The 15,354-nt window shown below is 69.0% G+C and carries 12 protein-coding genes and 4 pseudogenes; 6 read left to right on the forward strand and 10 right to left on the reverse strand.

Annotation, left to right across the window (positions count from 1 at the left end; translation table 11 throughout):
- Positions 1-71: 71 nt before the first annotated feature.
- Entirely contained in the window at positions 72-2,315 is a 2,244-nt protein-coding gene (locus tag KY500_RS08835) for an ATP-dependent DNA helicase RecG (protein ID WP_219903127.1), read from the reverse strand.
- 84 nt (positions 2,316-2,399) lie between these two features.
- On the opposite strand from KY500_RS08835, the pseudogene rsmD reads away from it, so the two are divergent.
- Positions 2,400-2,974: pseudogene (rsmD, locus tag KY500_RS08840) on the forward strand (16S rRNA (guanine(966)-N(2))-methyltransferase RsmD).
- A 118-nt stretch (positions 2,975-3,092) separates the two neighbouring features.
- Positions 3,093-3,611: pseudogene (locus tag KY500_RS08845) on the forward strand (flavodoxin domain-containing protein); the annotation flags it as partial.
- Between the two features lie 20 nt (positions 3,612-3,631).
- Here KY500_RS08845 and thiL read toward each other — a convergent pair.
- Positions 3,632-4,641: pseudogene (thiL, locus tag KY500_RS08850) on the reverse strand (thiamine-phosphate kinase).
- Positions 4,642-4,665: 24 nt separating this feature from the next.
- Here thiL and KY500_RS08855 point away from each other — a divergent pair.
- From KY500_RS08855 to KY500_RS08865, 3 genes are read left to right on the forward strand one after another with little or no spacing between them, the layout of a single operon-like run.
- On the forward strand, positions 4,666-5,247 hold the full coding sequence (locus tag KY500_RS08855) for a DUF3515 family protein (protein WP_219903129.1): 582 nt from the start codon (positions 4,666-4,668) through the stop codon (positions 5,245-5,247).
- A 2-nt stretch (positions 5,248-5,249) separates the two neighbouring features.
- Positions 5,250-5,639: a multidrug efflux SMR transporter gene (locus KY500_RS08860; RefSeq protein WP_219903130.1), complete on the forward strand. Its 390-nt coding sequence runs from the start codon at positions 5,250-5,252 to the stop codon at positions 5,637-5,639.
- On the forward strand, positions 5,639-5,959 hold the full coding sequence (locus KY500_RS08865) for a multidrug efflux SMR transporter (protein WP_120339995.1): 321 nt from the start codon (positions 5,639-5,641) through the stop codon (positions 5,957-5,959). The genes KY500_RS08860 and KY500_RS08865 overlap by 1 nt, the downstream gene beginning before the upstream one ends.
- Before the next feature lie 48 nt (positions 5,960-6,007).
- Here KY500_RS08865 and KY500_RS08870 read toward each other — a convergent pair whose 3' ends face one another.
- The 6 genes and pseudogenes from KY500_RS08870 to leuC form a co-directional block, all read right to left on the reverse strand.
- A complete protein-coding gene (locus KY500_RS08870) occupies positions 6,008-7,138 on the reverse strand; it encodes a D-alanine--D-alanine ligase family protein (RefSeq protein ID WP_219903131.1) in 1,131 nt (376 codons plus the stop codon).
- The gene (locus KY500_RS08875) at positions 7,041-8,168 is read right to left on the reverse strand and encodes an NAD(P)H-dependent glycerol-3-phosphate dehydrogenase (protein WP_245977036.1); all 1,128 of its coding nucleotides are present in this window, start codon (positions 8,166-8,168) and stop codon (positions 7,041-7,043) included. Before KY500_RS08875 ends, KY500_RS08870 begins: the two co-directional genes overlap by 98 nt.
- Positions 8,158-8,970 (reverse strand): lysophospholipid acyltransferase family protein, encoded by an 813-nt coding sequence (locus KY500_RS08880; RefSeq protein ID WP_370626914.1) that lies wholly within the window; start codon positions 8,968-8,970, stop codon positions 8,158-8,160. Before KY500_RS08880 ends, KY500_RS08875 begins: the two co-directional genes overlap by 11 nt.
- A 7-nt stretch (positions 8,971-8,977) precedes the next feature.
- Positions 8,978-10,305: pseudogene (murA, locus tag KY500_RS08885) on the reverse strand (UDP-N-acetylglucosamine 1-carboxyvinyltransferase).
- An 83-nt stretch (positions 10,306-10,388) separates the two neighbouring features.
- Positions 10,389-10,997 (reverse strand): 3-isopropylmalate dehydratase small subunit, encoded by a 609-nt coding sequence (gene leuD, locus KY500_RS08890; RefSeq protein WP_219903133.1) that lies wholly within the window; start codon positions 10,995-10,997, stop codon positions 10,389-10,391.
- A gap of 10 nt (positions 10,998-11,007) precedes the next feature.
- Entirely contained in the window at positions 11,008-12,495 is a 1,488-nt protein-coding gene (gene leuC / locus KY500_RS08895; RefSeq protein ID WP_219903134.1) for a 3-isopropylmalate dehydratase large subunit, read from the reverse strand.
- A gap of 230 nt (positions 12,496-12,725) precedes the next feature.
- Between leuC and KY500_RS08900 the strand changes: the two genes are divergently transcribed.
- Complete coding sequence (locus tag KY500_RS08900) at positions 12,726-14,408, forward strand: MFS transporter (protein WP_219903135.1); 1,683 nt, start codon at positions 12,726-12,728, stop codon at positions 14,406-14,408.
- A 68-nt stretch (positions 14,409-14,476) separates the two neighbouring features.
- Here KY500_RS08900 and KY500_RS08905 read toward each other — a convergent pair whose 3' ends face one another.
- Both KY500_RS08905 and KY500_RS08910 read right to left on the reverse strand, forming a co-directional pair.
- Positions 14,477-14,764, reverse strand: a complete 288-nt coding sequence (locus tag KY500_RS08905; protein WP_219903136.1) for an FHA domain-containing protein — start codon at positions 14,762-14,764, stop codon at positions 14,477-14,479.
- Positions 14,765-14,889: 125 nt separating this feature from the next.
- Positions 14,890-15,237 carry a hypothetical protein gene (locus tag KY500_RS08910; RefSeq protein WP_219903137.1) on the reverse strand — a complete coding sequence of 116 codons (348 nt, stop codon included), beginning with the start codon at positions 15,235-15,237 and terminating at the stop codon, positions 14,890-14,892.
- Positions 15,238-15,354: the final 117 nt, after the last annotated feature.

Genomic DNA, 15,354 nt, shown 5'->3' on the forward strand with positions numbered 1-15,354 from the left:
CGCTGCCCGGGGCAGCCGGATCGGCCGGACGTCGAGGGCATTGTCAGGCTGGCAGCAGCTGCGCCTCAGCCTCACCCCTTGGACAGGGAGGCACGCTCGGAGTCGTCGAGCCTGCGGCGCACGGCCGCCCGCAGCGCGGGAATGGTGCGGATCTCCGGGTCCCCACCGATGAGTTCGCGGGCCGCGGTGCGGGCGGCCGAGATGATGTCCCCGTCGGTGGCGACCCGCAGCAGCCGCAGCGAGGACTGCCCGCCGGACTGGAAGCGGCCGAGCACATCGCCCTCCTGGCGCTGTTCGAGGTCGACCTGGGCCAACTCGAAGCCGTCCAGGGTCTTCGCGACCGCCTCGATACGCTCCCGGGCCGGGCTGCCGATCGGAGCCGCCGTCACGAGCAGGCAGAGGCCCGGCACTCCCCCGCGTCCCACCCGTCCGCGCAGCTGGTGCAGCTGCGACACGCCGAAGCGGTGGGCATCCATCACGACCATGGCGGAGGCGTTGGGCACGTCGACGCCGACTTCGATGACCGTCGTGGCGACAAGGACCTGGATGTCACCGGCCGCGAACGCCCGCATGGTGTGTTCTTTCTCATCCGCGGTCATGGCGCCGTGCAGGGGCTCGATGCGCGCGGCCGCGAGCAGCGGATGCCGACGCAGGTCGGCGAGCAACTCCTCGACCGTCGTCATCGGGGTGGCATCGAAGTCGATCTCCTCGCCCTGCTCAAGCTTTTTTGGAGCGATGGCCGGGCACACCACGAAGCACTGTCGGCCGAGGGCGAGTTCCTCGGCCATGCGCTGCCAGACGCGTAACACCCAGGCCGGTTTCTCGTCGAGCGGCACCACGAAGGTCTCGATGCCCGGGCGCCCGGCCGGAAGCACGGCGATGGTGCTCACGTCGAGGTCGCCGAACACGGTCATGGCGATGGTGCGGGGAATGGGTGTGGCGGTGAGCACCAGCACGTGCGGCGGCAGTTCGGCCTTGAGCCGGAGAGCCTCACGCTGGTCGACGCCGAAGCGGTGTTGTTCGTCGATGACCACCAGGCCGAGGTCGAAGAATCCGACGGTGTCGCTGAGCAGGGCATGGGTGCCGATCACGATGCGCGCCTGGCCCGAGACCGTCCGCAGCAGTGCCTTGCGTCGCTCGGCCACGGGCAGCTGGCCGGTGAGCAGGGTCGGCATCAGCTCCGCCGTGAGGGCGGGGCCCAGGATGCGCGCCATCGAGCGCAGGTGCTGCCCGGCGAGCACCTCGGTGGGTGCCAGCAGCGCGGACTGCCCGCCCGAGTCGGCCACGGCGAGCATGGCGCGGAGGGCCACGACGGTCTTGCCCGATCCGACTTCACCCTGCACGAGACGGTTCATGGGTGCGGTCAGCCCCATGTCGCGCTGGATCTCGGCGCCCGTGAGTTCCTGGTCCACCGTGAGGGAGAACGGCAGGGCCGCGTCGAACCTCTCGAGGAAACCACCCGGAACGGGAAGCCGCGCGCGGGTGCGCCTGGCGCGGTGTTCGGTGTGCTGCTGCACGAGCACGCACTGCAATACGAAAGCCTCGGTGAAGCGCAGCGTATCCCTGGCCTCGTTCCACTCGTCGTCGGAGATCGGCCGGTGGACGCGGACGAGGGCGTCCCGGTGGTCCAGCAGGCCGCGCTCGGCCCGCAGCCGCTCGGGGATCGGGTCGTCGATGGGGCCGAGGTGGTCGATCACCTTGACGATCTGTTTCGCGATGGTCCAGCTGGTCACGGCCGCGGTGGCCGCGTAGATAGGGATGGGCCGGTCCGCCCAGAGGCGGGCCTCGAGGGCTTCGGCTGGCGAGATCGTGGCATCCAGGGGGTCGTCGCTACCCGGCACGATCTCGTAGGCGGGGTGGGCCAGCTGCCGGGTCTTGTTGAAGACCGTGACCTTGCCGGAGAACATGGCCCGCATGCCCGGGCGCAAGGTCTTGATCAACCAGGGTTGATTGAAGAACGTGAGGGTGAGCATGCCACGACCGTCGGAGATGACGACCTTCGTGCGATGCACCGCCTTCTTGCCCGGCTGCGGTCGGCCGTAGTCCTGCACGCTCACCGAGAGCACCTCGGCGAGCACGGTGACGGCCTCGTCGAGCGGCAGCTCCGCCAGGGTGGTGAGTTCGCCGCGCCTGGCGTAGCGGCGGGGGTAGTGGCTGAGCAGGTCGCCGACCGTGGTCATGCCGAAGGCTTTGGCCAACGCCGTGGCGGGGCCGGCGCCGAGAACCCCGCGCAGTCCGGAGTCGAGGGTGAGGGTGCCGGTAGCGTCGCCGGCGGGCTCCCCGTGGGGGGTGGCGGCGGCATCCGGACCGGTCATACTTCGATGCTAAAGGTCGCCACCGACACCAGACGTCGATCCCGCAGGATGTGGAGCGCGCCCGGCGGCTAGGCTCGAAGACAAATGACGCGAATCATCGCCGGGTTCGCCGGCTCCCTCACCCTCACCGTGCCGGCCAAGGGCACCCGGCCCACCAGCGACCAGGTGCGGGAGGCGCTGTTTTCCGCGCTCGAGGCGCGCGACGCCGTGCGCGGCTACCGGGTTCTCGATCTGTACGCCGGTTCCGGCGCCCTCGGCCTCGAGGCCGCGAGCCGAGGCGCCCGGGTGGTGACGCTCGTCGAGAACGGGTTCGCGGCCAGCCAGACCTGCCGAAAGAACGCTCAGGCGGTGCAGAAGGCCGCTCCCAAGAACTCCGGGCTGACCATCTCGGTGTCGAGCCAGGCCGTCCAGTCGTTCCTGGCCGGCACGCCGGACGGTTTCGACCTGGTCTTGATCGACCCGCCGTACGACCTCCCCGACGCCGAGCTGGCGGCCAACCTCGCCGGCCTGCTGCCGCTGCTGGATCCCGACGCCCTCGTCGTTGTCGAGCGGTCCTCGCGCTCCCCGAACCCACCTGGGGCCCCGGTCTCGAACTCGTGCGCCGCAAGGACTACGGCGACACCACCCTCTGGTACGCCGACGTCGCCGTTCCCGCCTGACTGTCGCCCTGAAGAGGGCTGGTCAGCGCAAGTTTTTAGGCCTAACGTGTGGTGTGTGGACAGCTTCGTCCGCCGCATCCGAAAGGTCGAGCCCGTGCGCGTAGCCGTGGTCTGTGCCAGCCATTACGGTGCCACCCGGGGCATCGCCGAGCGGATCGCCGCTGAGCTCGCCCTGGCGGGGCTCACGGTGCGGGTCTACGACGCGGCCGAGCCCCCGCACGCAGAGGACGTGGCCGGAGTCGACGCCTTCGTGATCGGCAGCGCGGTGTACATGGGCCACTGGCTCCGGGACGCCACGACGTTCGTGCGCCGCTACCAGCCCACCCTGCTCGAGCATCCGGTGTGGCTGTTCAGCAGCGGCCCGCTGGGCACGCCGGCGACGGATGCCGAGGCCACCGACATCCTGGCCGACACGGTGCCGGCGGAAATTATCGATTTCGACAGCACAGTGCGCCCCGTAGGCCACCGGGTCTTCTTCGGTGCGATCGACCCGGGCTCCCTGAGCCTGGCGCACCGCACCATCCGACGGTTTCCGGGAGCCGCGGAAAAGATCCCGGCCGGGGACTTCCGCGACTGGCCACAGGTCGAGGCCTGGGCTCGTGAGATCGCCCGCAGCCTGGTCAAGCCTGCCGCGTAAGCGTCCGATCGGCCCCGGTTCTAGCCCGCCTGGCCGTCCCATCCGCGGTAGGGATCCCAGCCGCCCTGCGTGTGCGGTTCGCCATCGACGAGCACCGTGCCGGCCTCCGCCGTCACGGAGCCCAGACGCCGGAAGCCCTCGGGCAGGGAACGGTGCGGCGGGAAGGTGGCCAGCAGGCCGTGGTCTTCGCCGCCGCCCAGGGCCAACTCCCGGTTGTCGCCGAGTGCGGCAGAGTCGAAGTCGATGCCCACGCCGCTGGCCCGCGCCAGCCGGCCAGCGTCGATCGCCAGGCCGTCGGAGACGTCGAGCATCGCGGTGGCCCCAGCCTCGGCCGCGGCGGGCCCCAGGTTGATCGGGGGCACCGGAGCCAGCTGGGCGGCGACGAGGGCGCCATGCCTGTCCTTGAGCAGGTCCGCCTGCTCCCGGCTCGGCACGCCGTGCTCGTCGACGCCGAAGCGGAACAGCAGTCCAAGGCCGATGCCGGCGTCGCCGAGTCGCCCGGCGTGCGCCACGACGTCGCCGGGCCGGGCCCCCGAACGCAGCACGGGTGGCCGCCCCTCGAGGTCGCCGAAGGCCGTGATCGAGAGGGTGAGCGCGTCAGCGGCCGAGAGGTCGCCCCCGACGACACCGCAGCCCGGCGCGAGAGCCTCGCAGCCGTCGCGGAGTCCATCGGCGATACCGAGGATCACCGAGATGGGCGTGGACGGCGGCGCGGCGATCGCCACGACGAGCGCCGTCGGTCGGGCCCCCATGGCGGCGACGTCGGAGAGGTTCGTCGCGGCGGCTTTCCAGCCCAGGTCGTGCGGGGTGGACCAAGCCAGTCGGAAGTCGGGCCCCTGGATCATCATGTCGCAGGTCACCACGAACCGGCCGTCCGCGGCGCTGAGCACCGCGGCGTCGTCGCCGGGGCCGAGCAGCTCGGTGTCCGCCTGCGGCAGCCGGGGAAGATCCGCGCGAGAACCTCGCCCTCGCTCAGGTCGGCCAGGGTGTCCTCCGTCGCCCAGGAGGGCACGGCTGCGGCATTCGTCATACTTCAAACGGTAACCTGAATGGAATGACTCCCCCGTTCACGACCCCGTTCCCGGTACCGCATCCGGCATCCGGCCCGGCCCGGCCCCTGACAAACGACGGCCCCGCCGGCCGCCCCCGGCGCATCCGCCTGCGCACGGCCTGCGCCGGGGTTGTCGCGCTCGGCGCGATCCTACTCACCGGCTGCTCGGCCGCCATTCCCCTCCAACCCGCCGCGGATGCCGTGAACCCGGCCTGCGCCGACATCATCGTGCGACTGCCCACCACGGTGGCCGACCAGCCCGAGCGGGAGACCAACGCCCAGGCCACGGGCGCCTGGGGCGACCCGGCGGCCGTGCTGCTCACCTGCGGCGTCGATGTGCCAGGTCCCACGACGCTGCCCTGCGTCAGCATCAACGGCATCGACTGGATCGAGGACGATTCGGACAAGCCCCGCTACCGTTACACGACCTACGGGCGCGACCCGGCCACGGAGGTCTACATCGACTCAGAGCTTGTGAGCGGCTCGACAACCCTGGTGGATCTCGCCTCCGCCATTGCGAACGTTCCCGCGACCACGCAGTGCGTGGGCGCCAACGACGTGACACTACCCGGCAACACGCCCTGACCATGACGGCCTGGCTGCTCCTGGCCGGGGCGATCGCGAGTGAGGTCGCAGCGTCGCTGTCACTCAAGGGCGCTCTGGACCAGCCGGCCTGGTACGTGCTCGTCGTCGCCGGATACGCCTGCTCCTTCGTGCTGCTGGCTGCCGTGCTGCGCCGGGGCTTCCCCCTCGGGGTGGCCTACGGCATCTGGGGTGCCGTGGGAGTCGCCGCGACGGCGTTGCTGGCGGCCGCAATTTTCGGCGAAGCGCTCACACCCCTGATGCTGGCCGGGATGGCGTTGATCATCTGCGGCGTCCTGTGCGTGGAGCTCGGCTCGCAGCAGGCCGGGCGCCGGTCGGCAGCGAGAGGGGCCCAGGCCGGCCACCCGCCGGTGCCGCCCGAGGTGGCCCCGTGATGGGATGGCTGTTCCTGGCCGGCGCGATCCTGACCGAGGTCACGGCCACCCTCTCGCTGCGCGCCGCCGTGCACGGCCGGCGCGCCTGGTACCTCGTCGTGGCGCTGGGGTACCTCGCGGCGTTCTCCCTGCTCTCGTTGGCCCTGGGCGCGGGCCTACCCCTCGGGGTCGCATACGGGGTCTGGGCCGCCGTGGGCGTGGCCCTGACTGCCCTGGCCAGCAAGGTGCTCTTCGGTGAGCCGCTCACCTGGCTGATGGCCGCAGGGATGGCCCTCATCATGGGTGGGGTGCTGCTCGTGGAGCTGGGCGCGGCGCACTAGCGTCGCACCCGTTGGAGTCGGCGCCGCCCGGTCGGGCGGCGCCGGCGACTACTCGGCTGTAGCGGCAACCGGCTCGGAGCGCCGGCGACGTGCCGACCGAGCCAGGGCCACCTCGATGAGCTCGTCGATCAGCTGCGGGTAGGTGTAGCCGCTGGCCAGCCAGCAGCTGGGGAACATCGAGATCGGTGTGAAGCCGGGCATGGTGTTGATCTCGTTGATCACCCAGCCCTGCTCGGTGAGGAAGAAATCCACCCGGGCAAGGCCGTCGGCATCGATGGCTTCGAAGGCCCGCACGGCGATGCGTTGCATCTCGGCCAGGTCATCGGCCGGAAGCACCGCGGGGCAGACCAGGTCGATACCGTCGGCATCCAGATACTTGGCGGCGAAGTCGTAGAAGTCGCGGCCGGTGACCACGACCTCTCCGGCGACGGAAGCGTGGGTGGGCTCGCCGGGGCGGCCCTGCAGCACGGCGACCTCGAGTTCGCGGCCGACCAGGCCCACCTCGATGAGCACCTTGTCGTCCTCGGCCAGCGCCACGGCCATGGCCTCGGCCAGCTGGTCGGGGCTGGATACCCGGCTCACGCCCACGCTCGAGCCGGCCCTGGCGGGCTTCACGAAGGCGGGCAGGCCCAGTTCCTCGAGTGCCGCATAGGCCATGCCGGGCGCTTCGTCCCAGTCGTCGGCGGTGATGGTGCGCCACGGCGCAACGGCCAGCGACGCGTGCTGGAGCACGGTTTTGGTGTAGTGCTTGTCCATGCCCAGAGCTGAGGCGAGCACGCCGGAGCCGACGAACGGCAGGTCGACGAGCTCGAGCATGCCCTGCACGGTGCCGTCCTCACCGTACGGGCCGTGCAGGATCGGGAACACCAGGTCGACGGTTCCGAGGCTGCGGCGCCCCGAGGCGTCCACGATGCTGAGTTCCCGGTTGCCGGCGCTGTCGGGCCAGAGCACCCTGGTGCCGTTGTCGGTCACCTCGGGCAGGGCCGATGCGGTCAGCGCAAATTTCTCCGGGTCGTCGTCTTCGAGCACGAAGGCGCCGTCACGTGTGATGCCCACCGGGATGACGGTGTAGCGGTCACGGTCAATTGCGGCCAGCACTCCGCCCGCTGTGGCGCAGCTGATCGAATGTTCGCTTGACCGCCCCCCAAACAGCAGCGCTACCGTGAGTTTGTCCGTCATCAATGGTCCTTTCACCCTGCGGTGCGCCGGAGTCCGTCGTGAGGTGCGGCGCAATATCCCGCGGCTTCAGCGTACCGGCCAGCACCTGGCGCACCTGTTCGACGATGGGCATGTCGACGCCCTTGGCCCGGGCGAGTTCGAGGATCGGGCTGACCGAGGCGAGCCCTTCGGTGGTCTGTTGCATCTGGGCGATGACGTCGTTGTAGCTGTAGCCCTGGCCCAGCAGCCTCCCAGCGGTGTTGTTGCGGGACAGCGGGGACTGGCAGGTGGCGATGAGGTCGCCCAGGCCCGCCAGACCAGCGAGGGTCTCGGGCTGCGCCCCGTACGCCACCGCGAAGTCGGTCATCTCCACGAGCCCGCGGGTGATGATCGACGCCTTGGTGTTCTCCCCGTAACCGACGCCGTCGACGATGCCGATCGCCACAGCGATGAGGTTCTTGAGCACGCCGCCGAACTCGGTACCGATGACATCCGTGTTGACGTAGGAGCGGAAGTACTTCGTAGTGGCCAACAGGGCCACGGCATGGGCGGTCTCCAGGCTGGACGAGGAGACCACGGCGGCGGTCGGCTGCTCCTTCGCGATCTCCAGGGCCAGGTTCGGCCCCGAGATGGCCGCGATACGGGCCGGATCGATGGGCAGGACCTGCTCGATGATCTCGCTCATCCGCAGCCCGGACGCCCGCTCGACGCCCTTCATGAGCGACACAATGGTGGCCGTGGGTGCCAGGAACGGCTCGGCCTGGATGAGGTTCTCGCGCAAGGACTGGCTCGGCACTGAGACGAAGACGTGTTCTGCTCCCGCCAGCGCCAGGTCGAGCCTGGAGGTGGCGCGCAGCCCGACCGGCAGGTTGATGCCCGGCAGGTAGTCGCTGTTGCGACGGCCCTCGGTGATCTCCCGCGCCAGTTCAGGGCGGCGGGCCCAGAGAACGACATCGGCGCCGCCGTCGGTGAGGATCTTGGCAAAGGTGGTGCCCCAGCTTCCCGCGCCGAGAACGGCTACCCGGGTTCCTGGCTGGACTCTAGGCTTCAAAGCGGCCGGTCTCTTTCTGGTCGTGCTCGGACGGGTTCCAGCGCTTGATCGGCGCCTTCTCCTGACGGAGGTCCTCGAGCAGGGCGGTGATGGCATCCATCACCACGGCGGTCGCTTCGTTCAGCGTGGCCGTGTCGAGGTTGCGGCCGCGGAATTCGGCCAGGTCGAGCGGGTCGCCGATTTTCACGAGGATGGTCTTGCGCGGGAACAGGTGCAGCTTGTTGGAGTAACGCTCCATGAGCTGCTGGGTGCCCCAGTGCGCTGCGGGGACGATGGGGATGCCCTGCTCGAGGGCGATGCGCACAGCGCCGCTCTTGCCGCGCATGGGCCACAGTTCCGGGTCACGGGTGAGCGACCCTTCCGGGTACACCACCACCATCTGGCCGCGTTCGACGAGGCGTCTGGCCGCCTTGACGGGTTCGCTGCCGCGCACCGATCCGCCGCGCTGCACGGGGATCTGGCCCGACTTCGTCAGGAGCCAGCCGGCAACGGGCAGCTTGAACAGCGACGCCTTGGCCAGGAAGCGGGGCAGGCGGCCGAGCTTCCAGCTCACCATGCCCATGACGATCGGGTCGATCTCGCTGTAGTGGTTGGGCGAGAAGACGAACGCGCCCTGCCGGGGGAACTTATGACCGTCGGTGATCGTGTAGCGCGCCGCCACGTTCATCGCCGGAACGACCAACGCGGCCAGCAGCCAGAAGATCGACGGTCTGCTCTTTTCGGAGCGAACCTTCCGGGTCACCGGAGACGATGAGGAGGCGGGATCGGGCACGTTCGACTGTGGCACGTTTGCATCTGGCACGGTGCCATTATCCTTCGAGATCGAAGTCAGCCCCCAACAGACGCAGCTTGGTGATGAAGTTCTCGTATCCACGGCTGATGATTCCCACGTTGCTCACGGTGGAGGTTCCCTCGGCCGTCAGTGCCGCGATGAGGTGGCTGAAGCCACCGCGGAGGTCCGGGACCTCGATGTCGGCGCCGACGAGCTTGGTGGGGCCGGCGATGACCGCGGAGTGGTTGAAGTTGCGCTGGCCGAAACGGCACGGGTGCCCGCCGAGGCATTCGCGGTGGATCTGGATGGTCGCGCCCATTTCCACGAGTGCGTCGACGAAGCCGAAGCGCTGCTCGTAGACGGTCTCGTGCACGATCGAGACACCGTGGGCGTGCGTGAGGGCGATCACGAGCGGCTGCTGCCAGTCGGTCATGAAGCCGGGGTGGACATCCGTCTCGATGATGACGGGCTTGAGGTCGCCGCCCGGGTGGTAGAACCGGATGCCGTCGTCGTGGATGTCGAACGCGCCGCCGACCTTGCGGAAGACGTTGAGGAAGGTGAGCATCTCGGCCTGCTTGGCGCCGCCGACGAAGATGTCGCCGTCGGTGGCCAGTGCGGCCGCCGCCCAGCTGGCGGCCTCATTGCGGTCGAACAGGGCACGGTGCTGGTAGCCCTGCAGGCTGTCGACTCCCTCGATGCGGATGACCCGGTCGGTGTCGACCGTGATGATGGCGCCCATCTTCTGCAGGATGTTGATCAGGTCCATGATCTCGGGCTCGATGGCCGCGTTCTTGAGCTCGGTGATGCCCTCGGCGCGCACGGCGGTCAGCAGCACCTGCTCGGTCGCCCCGACGCTCGGGTAGGGCAGCTCCACCTTGGTGCCCTTGAGGCCGTTCGGTGCCGACATGCGGATGCCGTCCGGCTGCTTCTCGACAACGGCGCCGAACTTGCGCAGCACCTCGAGGTGGTAGTCGATCGGTCGGTCTCCGATACGGCAGCCGCCGAGCTCGGGGATGAATGCTTCGCCGAGGCGGTGCAGCAGCGGGCCGCAGAAGAGGATCGGGATGCGGGAGGAGCCGGCGTGTGCGTCGATGTCGGCGTAGTGCGCGCTCTCCACGTCCACCGGTCCAACTGCAGGCTGCCGGGCTCGTCACCCTCGGTGACCTTGACGCCATGCGCCTCGAGCAGGCCGCGCACGATGCGCACGTCGCTGATGTTCGGCACGTCACGCAGGATGCTGGGCGTCTCACCGAGGAGCGCGGCGACCATGGCCTTGGTGACCAGGTTCTTGGCACCCTTGACCTCGATGCGACCCACCAGGGGGCGGCCGCCGCGGATGGTGATCTTGTCGCCGATCAGGCCCACATTGGCTCCGTGACTTTGCGCGTTTCCGCGCTCTGAGAGGTCGTTGACGTTCTCGTGGACCTGGTTGGATTCGCCGACGATGATCACAAATTTACCTGCCTTGCGGGGAGAGTGCGGGGGCGCCAGGGCTCCCGGTGGGATTCGAATTCTGCGATCCGCGCTTCGTCGCGCAAAGTCAGGCCGATGTCGTCGAGGCCTTCCAGCAGTCGCCATCTAGTGTATTCGTCGACCTCGAATGAGACTGTGAGGTCGCCGACACTGGCAGTACAGGCAACCAGATCGACTGTCAATTCTATTCCGGGGTCTGCCTCGAGCACGGCCCAGAGGGTCTCCGCGTCGGCCTCGCTGATCTGGCCGGCGAGCAGGCCCTGCTTGCCCGAGTTGCCCCGGAAGATGTCGCCGAACCGGGGGCTGAGCACCACGTCGAAGCCGAAATCACGCAGCGCCCAGACGGCGTGTTCCCGGGAGGATCCGGTACCGAAATCGGCTCCGGCCACCAGCACTCGGGGGCTGCGATAAGCCTCCTGATTGAGAATGAACTCAGGATCCTGACGCCAGCCGTAGAACAGGGCGTCCTCGAATCCGGTCTTGGTGACACGTTTGAGGAACACCGCGGGGATGATCTGGTCGGTATCGACGTTCGAGCGCCGCAGGGGCACGGCTACGCCGGTGACGGTGGTGAATTTTTGCATGTCGGATCTCCTACAGGCTTGCCGGGACGAGGCCGGCGGGGACCGTGCCGTCTTGCACGAGGTCCCACGGGCTGGACAGGGTGCCGCGGATGGCCGTGGCCGCCGCGACGAGCGGGGAGACCAGGTGGGTGCGTCCGCCCTTACCCTGCCGGCCCTCGAAGTTGCGGTTGCTGGTGGACGCGCAGCGCTCCCCCGGGGCGAGCTGATCGGGGTTCATGCCCAGGCACATCGAGCAGCCGGCGAAACGCCATTCGGCGCCGAAGGCGAGGAAGATCTTGTCGAGCCCCTCGGCCTCCGCTTCGATCCGCACGCGGGCGGAACCGGGAACCACGAGCATCCGCACGCCGTCGGCGATGGTCTTGCCCTTGATGATCTCGGCTGCGGCGCGCAGGTCTTCGACCCGGCTGTTGGTGCAGGAGCCCAGGAACACGGTGTCGACGTGGATGTCCTTCATCGCGGTCCCCGCGGCGAGGTCCATGTACTCGAGGGCACGTTCGGCGGCGCTGCGCTCGTTGGCGTCGTCGATCTCCGCGGGGTTGGGCACGGTGTCGCTGAGCGACACGCCCTGGCCGGGGTTGGTTCCCCAGGTCACGAAGGGTTCGAGGGTGTCTGCGTCGAGGATGACCTCGGCGTCGAAGGTCGCGCCCTCGTCGGTGGCCAGGGTGTCCCAGTACTCCACGGCGGCGTCCCAGTCGGCGCCCTGCGGCGCGTGCGCGCGGCCGTCGAGGTAGGCGTAGGTGGTGGCATCCGGTGCGACCATACCGGCGCGGGCGCCGGCCTCGATCGACATGTTGCAGATGGTCATGCGGCCCTCCATGGAGAGCGCGCGGATGGCGCTGCCACGGTATTCGAGCACATAGCCCTGGCCGCCGCCGGTGCCGATCTTGGCGATGACAGCGAGGATGATGTCCTTGGCCGTCACACCGGGGCGGAGGGTGCCGTTGACCGTGATGGCCATGGTCTTGAAGGGCTTGAGCGGCAGCGTCTGGGTGGCCATGACGTGCTCCACCTCGCTGGTTCCGATGCCGAGGGCCATGGCGCCGAAGGCCCCGTGGGTGGAGGTGTGCGAGTCCCCGCAGACGACGGTGATGCCCGGCTGGGTGAGACCCAGCTGCGGGCCCACCACGTGCACGATGCCCTGTTCGATGTCGCCCAGCGAGTGCAGGCGGATGCCGAACTCGGCGCAGTTCCGGCGGAGCGTCTCGATCTGGGTGCGGCTGGTGAGATCGGCGATGGGCCGGTCGATCGCCAGGGTCGGCGTGTTGTGGTCCTCGGTCGCGATCGTCAGATCCGGCCGGCGCACCGGGCGCCCAGCCAGCCGGAGGCCGTCGAAGGCCTGCGGGCTGGTGACCTCGTGCACCAGGTGCAGGTCGATGTAGATGAGGTCGGGCGTGCCGTTCTCGCCCTTGGCAACTAGGTGCTTGTCCCAGACCTTCTCGGCCAGGGTGCGCGGACGGGAACTCTCGATCGCCGCGTCGTTGATCAATGCAGTAGTCATGTTTGTGCGTCTTCCTCGGGAACGGTGGTCAGCCAACGACAGACTCCGCGACGAGTGGGCCTAGTTAGATACGAGACTCGTCGCGGCACAGAAGAAGAAGTCGACTAAACAGCACACCATAGGCTAACACTGCACCCAGCACCCGCCGCGAACTGTGACCTGAGCCCCTCTGATTCGCGCATTCCGGTGCTTTGCTCACGGTTCGCGCACGGTCGACGTATGGTGTGCGCATGACGGAGACAATCGCTCCAGCGAAGACCGGCCGAGTGCTGGTCGTGATCCTGCTTGCCCAGTTCATCATCGTGGTCGATTCGACCTTCATGAACGTGTCGTTGTCCACCCTGGTGGCGGATTTCGACACCACGGTCCCCGGCATCCAGAACGCCATCACCCTGTACACCATGGTGATGGCGGCGTTCATGATCGCCGGCGCCAAGGTGGGCGACATCATCGGCCGTAAACGCGCGTTCGTTCTCGGTCTCACCGTCTACTCCGTCGGGACGACCATCACCGCGCTCTCCCCCACCCTGGGCGTCTTCATCCTGGGCTGGTCGATCCTCGAAGGTCTCGGCGCGGCCATGATGCTCCCGGCCATGATGTCGCTGATCGTCTCGAACTTCGCCGCCGGTCCCGCCCGCGCCAAGGCGTACGCCGGTTTCGCCGCGATCGCGGGAATCGCCGCGGGAATCGGGCCCATCATCGGGGGCCTGTTCACTTCCTATCTGTCCTGGCGTCTGGCCTTCGCCAGCGAACTCCTCGTCGCGCTGTACATCTTCACCCAGCTGAAGATCATCAAGGATGCGCCGTTCCTCGGCCGGAAACCGCGCTTCGACTGGCCGGGCTTCCTCCTCAGCTCCGCCGGACTGATCACCGTCGTCGTGGGTATCGTGCTGGCCTCGGCCTATGGCCTCTTCGTCAGCCGTGTCGACGTCGAGGTGCTCGGACAGGTTGTCCTCACCGCCGGTCAGATCTCGCCCACCGTGATGCTCGTGTCGATCGGATTGCTCTTCCTCATCGTCTTCATCCTGGTGGAACGGAGCCGCGACCGGCATCACCACGACACTCTCCTCGACCTGACTCTGTTCAGCCTTCGGGCGGTCTCAGCGGGAACGTCCGTACAGCTGCTTCAGTACCTCGTACTGACGGGGGCCATCTTCGCCTTGTCCCTCTATGTGCAGATGGAATTGAACTACTCGGCCATCCAGAGCGGACTCACCCTGCTGCCACTGTCCCTGGCCGTGCTGCTCTCGGCCGCGGTCAGCGGGCGGGTGCTCAGCCGCCGCTTCGCCCCGCGCTCGGTCATCCTCGCCGGGTTCGCCATCATCGTGCTCGGTGCCGCGATGATGGGCCTCTTGGCACGGGATGCCACGAGCGGCACCGAATTCATCCTGGGGCTGGCGCTGGTCGGGTTCGGCGCGGGCACCATTGCCTCCCAGAACCAGAACCTCATCATGTCGTCGGTGAAACCGCAGCGGTCCAATGAAGCATCGGGAGTGATCAACACCTCTCAGAACATCGGGGCGTCCCTCGGCACGGCGCTTGCCGGGGCGCTGATCCTGTCGGTATTCGTGCTGACCGCCACGAGCCTCATCGACGAGAGTCCGGCGTTCACCTCGTCGGAGCAGTCGCAGTTGGACACCGCGGTGACCGAGAAGGCCCAGATCATCAGCGACGCCCAGCTCAGCGCGGCAATCTCGGAGTACCCGGCCGAGCAGCAGGATGCGATGATCACGATCAATGCCCAAGCCAGGCAGACTGCACTGACCGTGGTCTATGCCGGACTGGCGCTTGCCGGCCTGCTCGGATTCGGCGCCGCCCTGTGGTTGCCGAGGACACCGCCGCTCTCGAACACCCCCACGACGGCAGGATCGTCGCCGCCGCTGAACGGGGACGACGCGGACACCGAGCCGTAGCCACAACTGGTACCCGTTCGGACAACTGGGCCCGGCACACCGGGCGCACATGTCCGTTTCGGGAACCGTCAGGCGCGGGAGACCTCGACGGCGAACTCGCCGAGCAGCAGGCGGGCGCCGTCGCCGAGGACCGTGCGGATGCCCGGCTCCAGCGGCACGCGCTGCCCGGCGGCATCGGCCAGGCTGACACCGTTGGTGGAGTGCAGGTCGGTGACCGTGAGCTCGCCGGAGGCGGAGAGTTCCACCAGGGCGTGCGACTTGGAGACCGAGAGCGCCGGGTCCTGCACGCTGACCATCGTGGCCGCGCGCCGGGTGACCGGTGCCGGGTCGCGGCCGAGCACGAGGGACCCCGTCACGGCAACGGCCTGCCCGTCCGCGAGCCGGAGGGTCCACCCTGTCGCAACGGAAGCGGGCGGCTCGACCGGCGGCAACGCCGGGGTGATGTTCTGGGGGGCCGTCGGCGGTGCCGCGGCCGCGGCAGCTACAGAGGCTGCGGACGGGTGTTCGGCTCGGCCGGGGTGACCGTCGTGGGCGGGGTGATCGCCGTGGCCGCGCTGGCACCTGTCGGGGCGCTCGTGGCGGCCAGGTCGGCACTGGGCGGGGTGATCGGTGCGGCCGGCGTGGCGCGGGGCGGCACCGGAAGGGTGCCCAGCGGTGCGGGGAGGAACGCCGGGATGCTCATCATGGACGACGGAGCGGCGGCGGCCGGCCCGGTCCGGCTACCGGCAGGCGCGGGTGCCGCAGCGCCGGTCGGGGGCGCGATGCGGGCATCCGCTTCGGGCCCGGCGGCCGGAGTCCGGCCGGGCTCCGGCGCCGGCTCGCCCGGCATCGGGTCACCGCGCGAGACGCCAAGGAGGCCTGGGCCGGCGCCCGGTCGCCGGCTTCGCGGGCGTCCGGCCGGTCGTCGCCGGCGGGGAACAGGCCCGGAGGGGGAACGATGAAGCCC

It is taken from the genome of Cryobacterium sp. PAMC25264 (assembly GCF_019443325.1).
In the GTDB taxonomy this organism is placed as follows: Bacteria; Actinomycetota; Actinomycetes; order Actinomycetales; family Microbacteriaceae; genus Cryobacterium.